This is a genomic window from Falsiroseomonas sp. RANM36 (genome assembly GCF_056682175.1).
This window is the reverse complement of record NZ_JBWXTD010000004.1, coordinates 679,382-695,209: the sequence shown is the minus strand read 5'-3', so window position 1 is coordinate 695,209 and position 15,828 is coordinate 679,382. Positions and strand designations below refer to the sequence as shown.

Sequence of the window (15,828 nt, the reverse complement as noted above, 5' to 3'; positions counted from 1 at the left end):
GGGCGGGGGGCGGGGCGGGGGGGGGGGGGGCCCGCGGGGGGGGGCGGCGCCCCCCCCTCGGCGCGAGATCCCGCGCTGGTGCTGCGGGACGTGCTGGACGCGCTGCTGAGCGCGGAGGAGGCGCGGGCGATCTACGGCGTGGTGATCCGCGACGGCGCGGTGGACGCGGCGGCGACCGCCGCGCTACGCGCGACGATGCCCGCCGGCGCTGCCTTCGCGGTGAAGCACGGCCCGGCCCGGGAGGCGTATGAGGCCGTGTGGCCGGTGGAGCGCAGCGTGGCGCTTGCAAACCGCGTGCTGGCCGCGCCGCCGGGGCTGCGCCGGAAGCTGCTGGCGGAGGGACGCGCCGCGCGCTGACTTGGTGCGGGCGGGAAGCGCGGCTAGGCTTTCCGTCCCTTCCTGCCGAGGACGCGATCCCATGACGCCCCCCGAACGCCTGCGTGCCCTGCTTGCCGAGCCCGGCTTCGTCGTGATGCCCGCCGTGTGGGACGGCATCAGCGCGAAGCTTGCGGCGCAGGCGGGCTACAAGACGGCCTTCCTTTCCGGCTCCTGCGTCGCGGCGAGCCGGCTGGGTGGACCCGACCTCGACTTGGTGTCCTTCGGCGAGATGTTCGACAGCTTCACGATGGTGCGCAATGCCGCGCCGGAGACGTTGATCCTGGCCGATGGCGACCATGGCTACGGCAATGCGATGAACGTGCAGCGGACGGTGCGCGCCTATGGCCGCGCCGGCGCCGCGGCGGTGCTGATCGAGGACAAGATCACGCCGCGCGCGCTGACCTCCGCGGGCAAGCCGTGCCTGCCGCGGGAGGAGGCGCGGATGAAGATCCGCGCTGCGGTGCAGGCCGCGAAGGAGTCGGGCATCCTGGTGCTGGCGCGCACGGATTGCCGCCCGACGCAGGGCATCGACGAGGCGGTGGCGCGCATCGAGATGTATGTGGAAGAGGGCGCGGACATCCTGTTCCTCGACTCGCCGCATGACGACGAGGAGATCCGGCGCGGCGTCGCGGCGGCCGCGGGCAGGCCGAGCTTCTGCGTCTTGTCGCCCGGCGCGCCGCGCGCGACGCCGGACCGGAAGAAGGCCGAGGCGCTGGGCTGGAAGATCGGCACCTATCCCACGGGCATGCTCTCGCCCGCGATCGCCGGCATGAAGGCCGGCCTGGCCGCGCTGTTGGCTGGCGAGGCCGAGGCTTCGAGCGCGCTTCCCCCGCCCGAGCTGCGTTCCACCTTGGGCTACCCGGACTACGACGTGGCTGCGAAGCCCTTCATCGTCTGAATGGAGGGGCCCCGGGGGGGGGGCGGGGGCCCCCCCCGGGGGGGGGGGGGGGGGGGCGGCCCGCCCGCCCCCGCCGCCCCGCGCCCCCCCCCCCCCCCCCCCCCCGCCCCCCCCCCCCCCCCCCCCCCCCCCCCCCCCCCCCCCCCCCCCTTCTCTCACAGCGCGCGCGCCGCGATCTCCCCCTCGCGGATCGCTGCGTCGGCGCGTCGCGGCGCGCGCGCGTCGCCGATGAGCTTCACGTCGAGGCCCTGCGCGCGGCGCGGCGCGAGCGTGTGGAACAGCGCGTCCTGCGCTTCCGCGCCCAGCACCAGCACGATGCTGTCGAAGCCGTCCTTCACGACCTCCTCGTTGGTGTAGATGTCGCGGAAGTGGGCGGCGTCGCCGTCGATGCGCGTCAGTTCCAGGTCGGTGGCGAAGCGCATGCCCATGCGGCGGAGCATGCCGTAGGTCTTGCCCCAGTCGCGGCTACCGGCGAGGTCGGGCGCCGCCTGGCCGAGCCAGGTGACGAACTCCACCTCCGCGCCCTGCGAGGCCAGGTATTCCGCGGTGACGACGCCCTGGCGTCCGCCGAGGCCGTCATAGACCAGCGCGCGACGGCCCGGGGCGCGGGGCTCGCGCAGCGCGTCCATGTAGGAGAGGACGTTGGGCTGGTCGGTGCCGGGCAAGGCGGCGCCGTTCCAGTTCTGCGGCCGCAGCGGTGTCCAGCCATGGCGCAGGCCCTGCGATCCGGTGGCGACGACGATCGACTCGTAGCCGTCAGCCAGCAGCATCGCGGCGTCGGCGATGGTCTGCAGGCGGATGTCCACGCCGGCCTTCGTCACCTGGTTCTCGAGCCAGTCGGCGATGCCGAGCAACTCGCGGCGGGACGGCGCGCGGGACCAGAGGCGGATCTGCCCGCCCAGCTCATGCCCGCGCTCGAACAGCGTCACGGCGTGCCCGCGCTGCGCCGCCGTAAGCGCAGCGCGCATCCCGCCGGGACCGCCACCGACGACGGCGACCTTCTTCGCGCGGTCCGCGCGCTTCAGTGTGCCGATGCCGAGTTCGCGCTCGTTGCCCGCAGCAGGGTTGTGGATGCAGGCGATCGGCGCCTGGGCGAAGATCGAGGTCATGCACCAGTTGGCGCCGACGCACGGGCGGATCTCCTCGCCCTCGTCGCGCGCGGCCTTCGCCACCCATTCGGGATCGGCGATCAGCGCGCGCGCCATGGCGACGAAGTCGCAATCGCCGAAGGCGAGGTGCTTCTCCGCCTCCGCCGGCGTGACGATGCGGCCGACGCCGACCACGGGGATGCCGTTCGCCGCCTGCCGCACCTGCCGCGTCGCCGCCATCTGGTAGCCGTGGCTTTCCGGCGAGGTCGGGTAGATCAGCATGCGGTTGAGATAGGTGCCGTGGCTGCAGGAGACGTAGTCGATCAGGCCGGAGGCGGTCATGCGGCCCGCGATCTCCGCCCAGTCCGCCGGCCGCAGCCCGCCCTCATGCCCGTCGTCGGAGTTGATGCGCACGCCGACGATCATGTCGGGGCCGCATTCCTCGCGCGTCGCCTGGATGATCTCCATCACCAGGCGCAGCCGGTTCTCCAGGCTGCCGCCGAAGGCATCGTTGCGGTGGTTCGTGGCCGGCGAGAGGAACTGGTTCAGCAGGTAGCCATGCGCCATGGAGTGCACTTCCACGCCGTCCAGCCCGCCGCTGCGCGCGTGGCGTGCCGTGAGCCGGTAGCCTTCGCGGATGGCGTCGATGTCCTCCACCGTCATCGCATGCGGCATCTCGCGGTACACCGCGCAGGGCACGGCGGAGGGCGCCCAGACCGGCGCGCCGGAGGCGACGGAGTTCGTCTCCCTCCCGCGATGCCAGGGCTGCGCCAGCAGCAGCGCGCCATGCTCGTGCACCGCCGCGGCGATCTTCTGGTATTGCGGCACCATGCGCGGATCGAAGGACAGCGCCTTGCCGCGATAGGGCAGGGAGGTCTCGTGCACCGCCATGCATTCCATGGTGATGACGGCGACGCCGTGCTTCGCGCGCTCCGCGTAGTAGGCGACATGCGCGTCGGTGAAGACATGGTCCTTCACCAGCAGCGTGGCATGCGCGCTCATCCAGGTGCGGTTGCGCGCCGTCTTCGGGCCGATGCGTATCGGGCTGAAGAGGGTGGGATAGGGCGACTTCGACGTTTCCTGCATCGGCCGAGCCTTGCCAGCGCGCCGCGCTGCGTCAAGATTGTCCGGACAAGAGGAAGCGGACGGAGCGCGGGGCCTTGGCGGATCTCGAGACGGATCTGGTCGTGGTCGGCACCGGCGCGGCGGGGTGCGGCGCCGCGCTGGCCGGCGTGGCGCGCGGGCTGCGTGTGGCGGTGGTGGAGAAGTCCGAGCGGCTGGGTGGCGCCACCGCGTCATCGCTGGGCGGGCTGTGGGTGCCGGAGAACCACCTGATGGCCTCGGCCGGACTGACCGACAGCCTGGACGCCGCGCGCCACTACATGCGGTTCCTGTCCGGCGGCTATGCGCTGGCGCCGATGACGGAGGCGTATCTGCGCGCGTCACGGGTCGCGCTCCGCGACTTCGCGGATGCTGGCGTGCCGTTCCGTCTGCTGCGCGGCCTGCCCGACCATTACTACCCGCAGGCCGAAGGCTCCGTCGCCGATGGCAGGCTGGTGGAGGCGATGCCGATCGCGCGCGATGCGCTCGGCGCCTGGGGCGATCGGCTGGAGGAGGGCGTCTACAACGAGGCCGGCGTGAGCTGGGGCGACGCCATCGCCTGGGGCGGGCTCGGCGCGCGGCAGAACTGGCCCGAGGAGGAGTTGGAGGCGCGGCGGCAGAAGCGCCTGTTGGCCGCGGGGCCAGCGCTCGTCGGACAGTTCCTGGCGCGGCTGATGGCAGCGGATGTGCCGATCCTCGCGGGCTTTCGGGCGGAACGGCTGCTCGTCGAGGATGGCCGCGTCGTCGGCGTCGAAGGCCCGCGGCGCATCCGCGCGACGCGCGGCGTGGTGCTGGCCAGCGGCGGCTATGAAGGCAGCCCGGAGCTGGTGAACCGCTTCGAAGGCCTGCCGGACTGGATGAACATCTTTCCGCGCTCGGTCGAGGGCGACGGGCTGGTGATGGGCAGCGAGCTCGGCGCCGCGGTGTGGCGCGTGCCGAACAACCTGGCGATGCTGGTGGGCTACGCGATCCCGTCGCCGAACGAGCCGGGCGAGCAGGTGTTCTTCAGCGCGGGGCTGCGCGGCCTCTCCTATCCGCACAGCATCGTGGTGAACGACCAGGCGCGGCGCTTCTGCGACGAGAGCCAGTTCCAGCATGTCGTCGCGGGGCTGACGCGCTTCGACCTCGGGGCGCACCGGCACCCGAACCTGCCGGCCTGGATGCTGTTCGATGCGCAGTATCTGCGGCGCTACAGCTTCGCGCGTCGCCCGCCCGGCGCGGCGCTGCCGGATTGGGTGATGCGGGCGGACACCTTGCCGGAACTCGCCGGCATGCTGGGCCTGGATGCCACCGCGCTGGCCGACACCATCGCGCGCTTCAACGCGGGCGCGGAACGTGGCGAGGATCCGGAGCATGGCCGCGGTTCCTCCGCCTTCGCGCGTTCCACCGCGGGCGATCCGCATGCGAAGCATCCGAACCTGGGAACGCTCGCGGAGCCGCCCTTCTGCGCGGTGCGGATCAAGCTGGGCGGGATCTCCGCCGCGGGCCTGCTGACCGATCCCGAGGCGCGCGTGCAGCATGTGCGCGGTCGCCCGATCCCCGGTCTCTACGCCTGCGGCAACGCCGCGGCGCCGACGGAATCCGGCGCGGGCTACCAGGCGGGCATTTCCCTCATGCGCGGGCTCACCTTCGGCTGGCTGGCGGCGCGGCACGCTGCGGGCGCGACGGGATGAGGCTGCTGCGCCGCTTCGCCGACCTGGATTTCGGCCAGCTGCTGTATCGCGAGGGCGGCGAAGGCGGCGCGGCGCCACTGGTGATGCTGCATGGCGCGGCGGCGGATGGCGCTTCGCTGGCGCCGCTGGCCCTGCCGCTTGCCGGGATGCGGCGCGTGATCGTGCCCGACCTGCCGGGCTGCGGCGCGAGCGATCCCTTGCCGAGAGAGGCGCCGGAGATCGCCGACTTCGCCGATGCCCTGGTCGGGCTGCTGGATGCACTCGGGGTCGCCCGCTGCGATGTGCATGGCGCGCATCTCGGGGCGCGCATCGCAACCGATCTCGCCTTGCGCCATCCGGCGCGGGTGCGGCGCGTGATCCTGGACGGGGCGGGCTTCTACGACGATGCCGCGCGTGCCCGGATGCTGGCGCAGGTCGCGCCTGAGATCGTGCCGGATGCGGAGGGGCGCTACCTGCAGGATGCGCACGCGATGTGCCGCGACTATTTCCGCTACTTCCCCTGGTTCGCCCGCGACGAGGCGCATCGGCGCGACGGGCCCGATCCGAAGCCGGAAGCGGTGCACGCCAAGCTGATCGAAGTGCTGCGCAACGGCCGCACCTATCGCCGTGCCTATCACGCCGCGCTGCGCTACCGGATGGAGGATGCGCTGCCGCGGCTGCGGCACCCGGTGCTGCTGGCCGCCGCGCGCGGCGACAACGTCTTCCCGCAACGCGCGCGCGCCGCTGCGCTGCTGCCTGCCGCGGCGACGGCCGAAACGCCGGGCGCGGCGACAGGGGCCGCCGCGAGCGAGACTGCTGCGATCTTCGCCGCCTTCCTGGACGGCATGGCTTCACGAGGAGGAGACACGTCATGAGCATCACCATCCGACGCCGCGGCCTGCTGGCCGCGACCGCGCTGCTGCCGCTGCCGGCACTGGCGCAGGCGCCTTGGCCGGCGCGGCCGATCCGCCTGGTGGTGCCCTTCGCGCCCGGCGGCACCACGGACATCGTCGCGCGCATCCTGGCGCAGCACATGCAGGAACGCCTCGGCCAGCCCGTTGTGACGGAGAACCGGCCCGGCGCCGGCGCCACGCTCGCCTCCGGCCAGGTCGCGCAGGCCGCACCGGACGGCTACACGCTGCTGATCTCGAACAGCGCCTCGCACGGCATCTCGCCGAGCCTGTTCAAGAACACGCCCTACGACCCGATGGCGGACTTCACGCATATCGCGCTGGCCGCCACCACCTCCACGGCCGTGATCGTGAATCCGCGCTATCCGGCGCAGACCTTCGCGGCGCTGCTGGAATACGGCAAGTCGCGCCCCGATGGGCTGGACTTCGCGATCTCGGGCCACGGCACCACGACGCATCTGCTCGGCATGCGCATCGGTCTCGCGACGGGGATCAAGATGAACCCGATCCCCTACCGCGGCGCCGGCCCGGCGCTGCTGGACGTGATGGCCGGCACGGTGGGCCTGATGGTGGACGGGCTGCCTTCTTCCATCGGCCATATCCGCGACGGTGCGGTGAAGGCCCTCGCGGTCGCCGACCCGCAGCGCAACGCCAATCTGCCGCAGGTGCCGACGCTGATCGAGAGCGGGCTGCCCGGCATGACCTCCTATTCCTGGTTCGGCGTGTCCGGTCCGAAGGGCATGCCGGCGCCGATCGTGGAGCGCGTGAATGCCGAGGTGCGCGCGATCCTGAAGCTGCCCGCGGTGCAGGCCCGCTACCGGGAGCTCACGGCCGACCCGGCGGACCTCACGCCGGCGCAATACACCGCCTTCATCGCGGACGAGCTGCGCGTCTGGGGCGAGGTGGTGACCCGAACCGGCATCACCGCGAACTGAGGCGCGCGCCGGCGGGGGCGCGGCGCGCCCTCGCCGTTGCGCACTTCAGCCGCAGCGCACCGACATGCCGCCATCCACAACGAGCTCGGTGCCGGTGACGAAACGCGCCTCCTCCGAGGCGAGGAACAGCACCGCATTCGCGGTGTCGCGCCCGTCGCCGGCGAAGCCGAGCGGAATGCGCGCGAGGCGCTGCTTCACCAGCGCCTCGACATCGCCGCCGGCGCGCTGGCCGGCGAGGCGCGCTTCCACCATCGGCGTGTGCATCTGTCCCGGCACCACCGTGTTCACGCGGATGCCTTTCGGCGCGTATTGCACGGCGACGACGCGCGAGAGTTGGATCACGCCCGCCTTGGAGGCCGCATAGGCGACCTGCGCCGCGCCTGTCCAGCGGATGCCGGAGGTGGAGGCGAGGTTCACCACCGCGCCGCCACCCTGGCGCTCCATCACCGGCAGGACATGCTTCAGCGTGAGGAAGACGCTCTTGAGGTTGGTGTCGATCTGCAGGTCCCAGATTTCTTCCGCCATCTCCACCGGACCGCCCGCGGCCGATCCGCCGACATTGTTCACCAGCACGTCGATGCGCCCATGCCGCGCCACGGTATCGGCGACGAGCCCGGCGATCGCGGAGCCATTGGTCACGTCCAGCACCGCCGGGTGGAAGCTGCCGCCATCCCCGGCGATGCGCGCCGCGGTCTCGGCCATGGCGTCGGCGCTGCGGTCCACGCCAATCACGGTCGCGCCCTCGTGCGCCAGCGCCACCGCGATGGCGCGCCCGTTGCCCCAGCCCGGCCCGACGCAGCCGGCGCCGGTGACGATGGCGATCTTGCCGGTGAAGCGGGCGGACATGGTGTTCTCCGGGCTGCGTGTGGCGAGCCCCTGATTAGCGCCAGGCTTCCGTCAGACGCAATGGACTTTCATCTGCCGGAGATGCGGGTTAGAAGGGCCGGGTGAGGAAGCCCGAGAGAGTGCAGACACGCCCCGCGCGGACCGCCGCGGCCCCCGCCGCGGCCGAGCCGGACGGCAATGTGCGCGCCGTGGATCGCGCCCTGGCATTGCTGCTCGCCTTCGAGGATGGCGAGGCGACGCTTCCGCTCGCGGACGTCGCACGCCGGGCCGGCCTGCACATGACGACGGCGCTGCGCCTGCTGGGCACGCTGGAGCATCACGGCTTCGTGCGCCGCCTGCCGGCCGGCGGCTATGCGCTCGGGCCGCAGTTGCTGGTGCTGGGCGAGCGGTTCCGGCGCGGCTTGCGGCTGGAGGACCAGGTGTTGCCTGCGCTGGAGCGGCTGCGCGACGAGAGCCGCGAAAGCGCGGCTTTCTTCGTGCGCGAAGGCGACGCACGACGCTGCCTGTTCCGTCGCGACAGTCCGCAGCCGGTGCGCACCGTCGCGCGCGTTGGCGAGGTCGCGCCGCTCGGCGTCGGTGCGCATGGCCGCGCGCTGGTCGCGCTGCAGGCCACGCCGGCAGCGCGGCTGCCCGTGGTCAGCCGCGGCGAGCGGCTGAAGGAAGTGGCGGCCGTCGCCGCGCCGGTGCTGGATGCGCGCGGGCAGGTGGTCGGCTCCATCGGCATCACCATGCCGCTCTATCGCTTCGACGCGGCTGCCGAGGCGCTCTGCCTGCCGCTGGTGCTGCGCGAGGCAGTGGCGCTGACCCGCGCTCTGGGCGGCGATCCCGCGCCCATCGCGGCGCTCGGCAAGGCAGGAGGATAGCCATGGCAAGGCTGGAGATGCCGCCCGAAGAGGCGATGACGGAGGCGCAGAAGGCCGCCGTGGCGGAGGTCGTCGCCGGCATCCGCGGGCGCGTGCCCGCGCCGATGATCGCCTGGCTGCGCAACGTGGAGCTGGCCAATCGCGGCCAGCGCCTCGGCGAGCTGCTGCGCTTCAAGACCACGCTGGAGCCGCGGCTTTCCGAGCTCGCGATCCTGGTCTGCGCGCGGCACTGGACCTCGCATCACGAATGGACCGCGCACAAGCGCGAGGGACTGAAGGCCGGGATGGACCCGGAGGTGATCGCCGCCATCGCCGCGCGCCGCGTGCCGGCGCTGCGCGATGCGCGCGAGCAGGCGGTGTACGACGTCGCGACCACGCTGCTGCCGAAGGGCCGCCTGCCGGACGACCTCTATGCCCGCGGCATCGCCGCGCTGGGCGAGCAGGGCATGGTCGAGCTGGTCGCGATCCTCGGCTTCTACTGCATGGTCTCGCTGACGCTGAACGCCTTCGAGCTCGGCATTCCCGGCAGCATCGCGCCGGAGCTCCAGGATCCGGAGTTCACCGCATGAGCAACCCGGTGCAGCATCACTACCTGCCGGTCCGGCCGGACTGGCTGGCGACCACGCCGGAAGCGGCGCTCGATCCGGGCCAGACGATCATCGATCCGCATCACCATCTCTGGGACCGGCCGGGCTGGCGCTATCTGCTGGATGAGTTCCTCGCCGATCTCGACAGCGGGCACGACATCCGGGCCACCGTCTATGTGCAGGCGCGCGCCATGCACCGCGCCGATGGGCCGGAGGCGATGCAGCCGGTGGGCGAGACGGAATTCGCCAACGGCGTCGCCGCGATGAGCGCGAGCGGCGGCTACGGGACGGTGCGCGTGAATGCCGGTATCGTCGGCTTCGCCGATCTGCGCCATGGCGACGCGATCCGCCCGGTGCTGGAAGCCCACATCGCAGCCGGCGGCGGGCGCTTCCGCGGCATCCGCCACATCGCCACCTGGGACCCCGAGCCGGAACTCCTCAACCCCGCCTATACGCCGGCCGAGGACATGCTGGACAGCGCGGCGTTCCGCGCCGGCTTCGCGCATCTCGGCCCGCTCGGCCTGAGCTTCGATGCGTGGCTGTATTTTCATCAGATCCCCCGCCTCGCCGCGCTGGCGCATGCCTTTCCCGGGACGCCGATCGTGCTCGACCATTGCGGCGGCATCCTCGGCATCGGGCGCTATGCCGGGCGGCGCGACGAGGTCTTTGCCGCGTGGTCGGCCGCGATCGCGGAACTCGCGGCCTGCCCGAATGTGATGGTGAAGCTCGGCGGCCTCGGCATGCGGCTGCCCGGCTTCGGCTTCGAGACTCGGCCGCGCGCGCCATCCTCGGTGGAGCTTGCCGAAGCCTGGCGGCCCTGGATGGAGCGCTGCATCGAGGCCTTCGGTACGGCGCGCTGCATGTTCGAGAGCAACTTCCCCGTGGACAAGGGCGGCTACGCCTATGGCGTCGGCTGGAATGCGATGAAGCGCATCGCCGCCGGCGCGAGCGCGGAGGAGAAGGCCGACCTGTTCTGGCGCAGCGCCGCCCGCTTCTACCGTCTGCCGGATCCCGGCTGACGCGCCAAGGCTTCACGTCAACAACCAGGAGGAAGACCCATGAATTTCAGGAGCCTTGCGGCCGCGCTGCTCGGCCTCGTGGTCGCGCTGCCCGCCGTCGCGCAGGATCGCTTCCCGACGCGCCCGGTGCGCTTCATCGTGCCCTTCGGCGCAGGTGGCCCGAGCGACATCGTCGCGCGGCTGCTCGCGCCGCACATGCAGAACACGCTGGGGCAGCCGGTGGTGGTGGAGAACCGCGCGGGCGCGGGCGGCGTCACCGGCGTGGACGTGATCGCGAAGGCGGCGCCGGATGGCTACCTGTTCGGCATGGGCAGCGCCGGCGGTCTCGCCATCTCGCCCAATCTCGGCCGCGGCACGCCCTATGATCCGCTGCGCGATCTGGCGCCTGTCACGCTCGGCGTGCTGGTGCCGGAGCCGGTGGTGGTGCCGGCCGTCTCGCCCTATCGCACGCTGCAGGACCTGATCGCCGATGCGCGCGCACGGCCCGGCGCGCTGAATTTCGGCTCCACCGGCAACGGCTCCATGCCGCATCTGGCGGCCGAGCAGCTGCGCGCCTCCGCCGGCCTCGACATGGTGCAGATCGCCTACAACAGCGGCGGGCAGCTCTCCACCGCCATCCTGCGCAACGAGGTCCAGCTGGGCTTCGCCGATCTGCCGGTGCTGCTGCCCCATATCAGCGCGGGCACGATGCGCGCGCTGGCGGTCGGAACGCCGCAGCGCGTGAGCTGGCTGCCGGACGTGCCGACCTTCCGCGAGCTCGGCCATCCGGGCGTGGACGCCAACAACTGGCACGGCCTCGTCGCGCCGGGGCGCACCGAGCCGCGCGCGCTGGAGACCATCCGCCGCGCCGCCATCGCCGCGCTGCAGGATCCCGACATCCGCGCGAAGCTGAACCAGCAGGGCGCGATCCCGGGCGGCAACAGCGCCGAGGAGTTCGGTGCCTTCATGCGCAGCGAGCTGGAGAAATGGGGCGAGGTGATCCGGCGCAACAACATCCGCGTGGATTGAGCCGGACGGGACCGACAAGGAGGAACACGCCATGCGTCGCCGCCAACTTCTCACTGTCGCGGCCCTGCTGCCGCTGCCGCGCCTCGCCCGCGCCCAATCCGCCGACTTCCCGACGCGCGCGATGCGCCTGGTGATCCCCTTCACCGCCGGTGGCAGCAACGACATCGTCGGGCGGCTGATCGCGGAGGACATGGCGGCTCGGCTCGGCCACCCGATCGTCATCGAGAATCGCGGCGGCGCGGGCGGCGTGCTCGGCACCGACCTCGTCGCGAAGGCGCAACCGGATGGCTACACGATGCTGCTCGCCGGCAGCGGCAGCTTCCTGATCTCCTCCCTCGTGCAGCGGCGCCTGCCCTACGATCCCGAGAAGGACTTCGCGCCGATCGGCTATATCGGCGCCGCGCCGAATGTGATCTGCGTGAACCCTGCCGTGAACGCGCGTGACCTGCGCGGGCTGCAGGCGGCGGCGAAGGCTTCGCCGACGCCGATGCGCTACGGCTCGCCGGGTGTCGGCACCACCGGCCACGCGCTCGGCGCCATGATCGGCGTGGTGCTCGGCGTGGAGCTGGAGCCGGTGCATTACCGCGGCACCGGTCCTGCGCTGACCGATGTGCTGGCCGGGCGGCTCGAGATCATCACCAACGCCTCCGCGCCGCTGCAGCCGCATATCGCGTCGGGACGGCTGCGCGCGCTCGCGATCGCGGGCAAGACGCGCAGCGCGGCGCTGCCGGATGTGCCGACCAGCGTGGAGCAGGGCTTCCCCGAGCTCGACAGCGCCACCTGGTATGCGCTGCTCGGACCCGCCGGCACGCCGCCGGAGCGGATCGCCACGCTGCATCGCGCACTGAACGCGACGCTCGCCGACCCCGCCATCCGCCGCAAGCTGGTGGAGAACGGCGTGGACGAGATCGCGCCGAGCGCGACGCCGGCCGACCTCGCCGCGCTGCTGGTGGAGGAGCGGACCCGCTGGCGGCGTGTGGTGGACCGCGCGAATCTCCGCGTCGAATAGGGGCCGCGCCATGACGGAACGGACCGCCATCGCCTATGCGGTGGAGGAAGGGATCGCCACGCTCCGCATCGACCGGCCGGAGCGGCGGAACGCGATCGACGATGCGACGCGCGGCGAGATGATCGCCGCGCTGGAGGATGCGGCGGCCGACGCGGCGGTGCGCGCCCTGATCGTCACCGGCACCGGCAGCGCGTTCTGCGCCGGCGGCGATGTGCGCGGCATGCAGCAGCGGCTGTCCGCACCGGCCGAGGAGGTCGCCTTCAATGGCTGGCGGCGCCAGGGCCGCACGCATCGTGCCGTCGCGCTGCTGCATGGCTTCCCGAAGCCCACCATCGCCGCGGTGAACGGCGCCGCGGCGGGGCTCGGCTGCGACGTCGCGCTCGCCTGCGACTTCGTGATGGCGGCGGAAAGCGCGCATTTCACCATGAGCTTCATCGCGCGCGGCCTGATCCCGGATGGCGGCGGCATGTATTTCCTGCCGCGCCGCGTCGGCCTGGCGCGCGCCAAGGAACTGGTGTTCAGCGGCCGCCGCGGCGGCGCGGCGGAGGCGCTGGCGATCAACATGATCGAGCGCGTGGTGCCCGACGCCGAGCTTCTTCCGGCTGCCACGGACTGGGCGAAGGCGCTTTCCGGCGGCTCGCCGGCGGCGCTGGCGCTGGCGAAGTCGGTGCTCGACCGCTCGCTGGAGATGAGCTTCGAGGCCGTGCTGGCCGAAGGCGCGAAGGCGCAGGCGCTGTGCTACACCACGGGCGAGCATCGTGCCTCGGTCGCCGCCTTCCTGGAGAAGTCGAAGCGATGAGCGGCCTCGAGCGGCTGCTGCGGCCGCGCAGCGTGGCGATCGTCGGCGCCTCCGCCGATGTCACCAAGACCACGGGGCGACCGGTCGGCTATCTGCAGCGCCACGGCTTTCGCGGCGCGATCTGGCCGGTCAATCCGCGCGTGGCCGAGATCGGCGGGCTGCGCTGCCATCCCGATGTGGCGAGCCTGCCGGCGGCGCCGGATGTCGGCATCGTGCTGCTCGGCGCCGACCGCGCCGAGGACGCGGTGCGCGCGCTGGCGGCGCGCGGCGCGGCCGCCGCGATCGTGCTCGCCGGCGGCTTCGCCGAGAGCGGCGGGGAGGGTGGCGAGCGACAGGCGCGGCTCAAGGCGGCGGCGGGCGGCATGCGGCTGCTCGGCCCGAACACCATCGGGCTGGTGAACCTCGCCGACCGCATCGTGCTCTCGGCCTCCGGCGCGCTGGAGATGGAGGAGTTCCTCGCAGGACGGATCGCGCTCGTCTCGCAATCCGGCGGCATCCTGGGTGCGGTGCTGTCGCGCGGCGCGGCGCAGGGCATCGGCTTCTCCAGCCTTGTCGCCACCGGCAACGAGGCCGACCTGGATGTGGCGGACCTGCTCGATCACCTGGCGGACGATGCGGCGACGGATGTGATCGCGCTCTATGTCGAGGGGCTGCGCCGGCCGGACGCCTTCCGCGCCGCGGCGCGCCGGGCGGCGGCGGCGGGCAAGCGGATCGTCGCCTACAAGGTCGGCCGGTCCGAGGCGGGCGCGCAGGCCGCGATCTCCCACACCGGCGCGCTGGCCGGCGCCGACCGGCTGTACGACGCGCTGTTCCGCCAGCTCGGGATCCTGCGCGCGGCGCGCTTCTCCGACCTGCTCGACATCGCCGCGGCACTCGCGACGCGCCGCGTGGCGCGCGGACGGCGCGTGGCCGTGCTGACCTCCACCGGCGGCGCGGGCGCGCTGCTCGCCGACAGCTTCGGCCTTGCCGGCTTCACCCTGCCGGCGCCGGATGCGCCGACCGCAGCGCGGCTTGGCGCGCTCACCGGCGAGGCGGCGGTGGCCAACCCGCTGGACCTGACGCTGGCCGGCCTGAAGCCGGAGGTGATGAACGGCGCGATCGCGGCGCTGCTCGAAAGCCCGGGCTATGACGCGCTCGCGGTGGTCGTCGGCTCCTCGGCGCTGGCGCAGCCGCGGCTTGCGGCGGATGCGATCGCGGCGGGGCAGGCGATCGGCGACAAGCCGGTGATCGCCTATCTGAGTCCGCACGCGCCGCAGATCGGCGCGGCGCTGCAGCGCCAGGGCATCCCGGCCGCGAGCGCACCGGAAGCCGTCGCGACGATGCTGGATGCGCTGGCCGCGCCGATCGTCGCGCCGCCTGCCGCGAGCCTGCCGCCGCCGCCCATGCCGGACCTCCCCACCGGTCCGCTGGACGAAGCCGAGAGCAAGGCGCTGTTCGCGCGCTTCGGCATAGCGCCGGTGCGCGAGGTCGCCTGCGCGACGCCGCGGGAAGCGCAGGACGCCGCCGCCGGCCTCGGCGAGACCGTTGTCCTCAAGGTCCTGTCCAGGCATCTCGCGCACAAGAGCGATGTGGGCGGCGTGCGTGTCGGCGTGCCTGCGCAGCATGTCGCGATGGAAGGCACGGCGATGCTGGCGCGCGTGGTCGCCGCCACCGGCCGCGCGCCGGAAGGCCTGCTGGTGCAGGAACGGCTGCGGGACGGCGTGGAGATGATCCTCGGCCTGCAGCGCGACACGCATCTCGGCACGGCGATCCTGCTCGGCATGGGGGGTGTCGCGGCGGAGCTGTTCGGCGACACGGCGCTGCGCCTTCTGCCGATCGACCGCGCGGCCGCGGAGGAGATGCTGGAGGAACTGCGCGGCGCGGCGCTGCTGCGCGGCTATCGCGGTCGGCTGCCTGCGGATGTGCCGGCGCTGATCGAGGCCGTGCTGGCCTTCGCCCGCATGGGCGAGGCGCTGGGCGCGCGGCTGGAGACGGCCGAGATCAACCCGCTCTTCGTGCTGCGGGAAGGCCAGGGCGTGCGCGCGGCGGACGCCCTGGCGGTGCTCGCCTGAACGGAATCAGTCCGCCGGCGAGAGCACGTGGATGACGCGGCCGGCCAGCATCCCCTTCACCCGCGCCGCATAGGCCGCCATGTGCGGCGGGGGGGGGGGGGGGGGGGGCGCGCGCCCAGGCGGTGCCGGGCGTGCGCGTCTCGACCGGGGGCTACTGGACCAATCGCGTGGATGAGGGCCGCGCCTGGCAGGCGGCGCAGCAGGTGACGCTGCGCGGCGGCGACGGCGCCGCGCTGCTCGACCTGGCCGGCACGCTGCAGGGCCAGGGGCTCGCGATGAGCGGCCTGCACTGGCAGCTCACGCGCGAGACCGAGCGGGCGGCGCGGGAGGAGGCCTCGCGCTTGGCGCTGGACGGGCTGCGCCGGCGTGCCGCGGCGGTGGCGGAGCAGCTCGGCCTGGTGCTGGTCGGGCTGAAGGAGGTGCGGATCGACGTGCCGGACCGCATGCCGCGCCCGGTGCCGATGGCCATGGCCGCCCGCGCCGCCAGCGCCGCGCCGCCGCCGGTGGCCGTGTCGGAGGATGTGGTGGTGCAGGCCACCGTGCAGGCGGTGGCGGTGCTGCGGCCGCGCTGACTCGCAGCCGGCAAAGGGCAGGCCTGCGGCCGGCGTCAGCCCGCCGCCCCCCCGAACCGCCGCCGCCCCCGCTGCGGCATGCGTCAAGCATGCCACCCGCAAGACGCGCCC

Annotated in this window: 15 protein-coding genes (1 of these 15 running past the window's edge); 13 read left to right on the top strand and 2 right to left on the bottom strand. The window is 73.1% G+C overall.

The features are described from left to right. Together AC1MIR_RS17110 and AC1MIR_RS17105 are read left to right on the top strand one after the other, a co-directional pair. Nucleotides 1-357, top strand: the final stretch of a protein-coding gene (locus tag AC1MIR_RS17110; RefSeq protein ID WP_480029387.1) for a hydantoinase B/oxoprolinase family protein. The gene continues 1,593 nt to the left of window position 1, outside the view; 357 of the gene's 1,950 nt are visible here — the last part of the coding sequence; its start codon lies beyond the left edge, outside the window; it ends in the stop codon at nt 355-357. A 61-nt stretch (nt 358-418) separates the two neighbouring features. Next, a complete protein-coding gene (locus AC1MIR_RS17105) occupies nt 419-1,276 on the top strand; it encodes an isocitrate lyase/PEP mutase family protein (protein WP_480029386.1) in 858 nt (285 codons plus the stop codon). Between the two features lie 155 nt (nt 1,277-1,431). Here AC1MIR_RS17105 and AC1MIR_RS17100 read toward each other — a convergent pair whose 3' ends face one another. Continuing rightward, nucleotides 1,432-3,450 carry an oxidoreductase gene (locus AC1MIR_RS17100; RefSeq protein WP_480029385.1) on the bottom strand — a complete coding sequence of 673 codons (2,019 nt, stop codon included), beginning with the start codon at nt 3,448-3,450 and terminating at the stop codon, nt 1,432-1,434. A 74-nt stretch (nt 3,451-3,524) separates the two neighbouring features. Between AC1MIR_RS17100 and AC1MIR_RS17095 the strand changes: the two genes are divergently transcribed. From AC1MIR_RS17095 to AC1MIR_RS17085, 3 genes are read left to right on the top strand one after another with little or no spacing between them, the layout of a single operon-like run. Continuing rightward, complete coding sequence (locus AC1MIR_RS17095; protein WP_480029384.1) at nt 3,525-5,138, top strand: FAD-dependent oxidoreductase; 1,614 nt, start codon at nt 3,525-3,527, stop codon at nt 5,136-5,138. After that, complete coding sequence (locus AC1MIR_RS17090) at nt 5,135-5,992, top strand: alpha/beta fold hydrolase (RefSeq protein WP_480029383.1); 858 nt, start codon at nt 5,135-5,137, stop codon at nt 5,990-5,992. Before AC1MIR_RS17095 ends, AC1MIR_RS17090 begins: the two co-directional genes overlap by 4 nt. After that, nucleotides 5,989-6,963, top strand: coding sequence for a Bug family tripartite tricarboxylate transporter substrate binding protein (locus tag AC1MIR_RS17085; protein ID WP_480029382.1), 975 nt, complete (start codon nt 5,989-5,991; stop codon nt 6,961-6,963). Before AC1MIR_RS17090 ends, AC1MIR_RS17085 begins: the two co-directional genes overlap by 4 nt. A 45-nt stretch (nt 6,964-7,008) precedes the next feature. Here the strand turns inward: AC1MIR_RS17085 and AC1MIR_RS17080 are convergent, their stop codons facing one another. Continuing rightward, a complete protein-coding gene (locus AC1MIR_RS17080) occupies nt 7,009-7,809 on the bottom strand; it encodes an SDR family NAD(P)-dependent oxidoreductase (protein ID WP_480029381.1) in 801 nt (266 codons plus the stop codon). Between the two features lie 119 nt (nt 7,810-7,928). On the opposite strand from AC1MIR_RS17080, the gene AC1MIR_RS17075 reads away from it, so the two are divergent. The 8 genes from AC1MIR_RS17075 to AC1MIR_RS17040 all read left to right on the top strand — a co-directional run bounded on the left by AC1MIR_RS17075 (nt 7,929) and on the right by AC1MIR_RS17040 (nt 15,717). After that, nucleotides 7,929-8,672: an IclR family transcriptional regulator gene (locus tag AC1MIR_RS17075; RefSeq protein WP_480029380.1), complete on the top strand. Its 744-nt coding sequence runs from the start codon at nt 7,929-7,931 to the stop codon at nt 8,670-8,672. Between the two features lie 2 nt (nt 8,673-8,674). Continuing rightward, nucleotides 8,675-9,241 (top strand): carboxymuconolactone decarboxylase family protein, encoded by a 567-nt coding sequence (locus AC1MIR_RS17070; RefSeq protein ID WP_480029379.1) that lies wholly within the window; start codon nt 8,675-8,677, stop codon nt 9,239-9,241. Further along, a complete protein-coding gene (locus AC1MIR_RS17065) occupies nt 9,238-10,278 on the top strand; it encodes an amidohydrolase family protein (protein WP_480029378.1) in 1,041 nt (346 codons plus the stop codon). The genes AC1MIR_RS17070 and AC1MIR_RS17065 overlap by 4 nt, the downstream gene beginning before the upstream one ends. Before the next feature lie 39 nt (nt 10,279-10,317). Then, complete coding sequence (locus AC1MIR_RS17060) at nt 10,318-11,286, top strand: Bug family tripartite tricarboxylate transporter substrate binding protein (RefSeq protein WP_480029377.1); 969 nt, start codon at nt 10,318-10,320, stop codon at nt 11,284-11,286. 31 nt (nt 11,287-11,317) lie between these two features. After that, on the top strand, nt 11,318-12,295 hold the full coding sequence (locus AC1MIR_RS17055) for a Bug family tripartite tricarboxylate transporter substrate binding protein (protein ID WP_480029376.1): 978 nt from the start codon (nt 11,318-11,320) through the stop codon (nt 12,293-12,295). A 10-nt stretch (nt 12,296-12,305) separates the two neighbouring features. After that, nucleotides 12,306-13,094, top strand: coding sequence for an enoyl-CoA hydratase/isomerase family protein (locus tag AC1MIR_RS17050; protein ID WP_480029375.1), 789 nt, complete (start codon nt 12,306-12,308; stop codon nt 13,092-13,094). Continuing rightward, nucleotides 13,091-15,145, top strand: coding sequence for an acetate--CoA ligase family protein (locus AC1MIR_RS17045; protein ID WP_480029374.1), 2,055 nt, complete (start codon nt 13,091-13,093; stop codon nt 15,143-15,145). Before AC1MIR_RS17050 ends, AC1MIR_RS17045 begins: the two co-directional genes overlap by 4 nt. 131 nt (nt 15,146-15,276) lie before the next feature. Then, on the top strand, nt 15,277-15,717 hold the full coding sequence (locus tag AC1MIR_RS17040) for an SIMPL domain-containing protein (protein ID WP_480029373.1): 441 nt from the start codon (nt 15,277-15,279) through the stop codon (nt 15,715-15,717). The last annotated feature ends 111 nt before the right edge of the window (nt 15,718-15,828 follow it).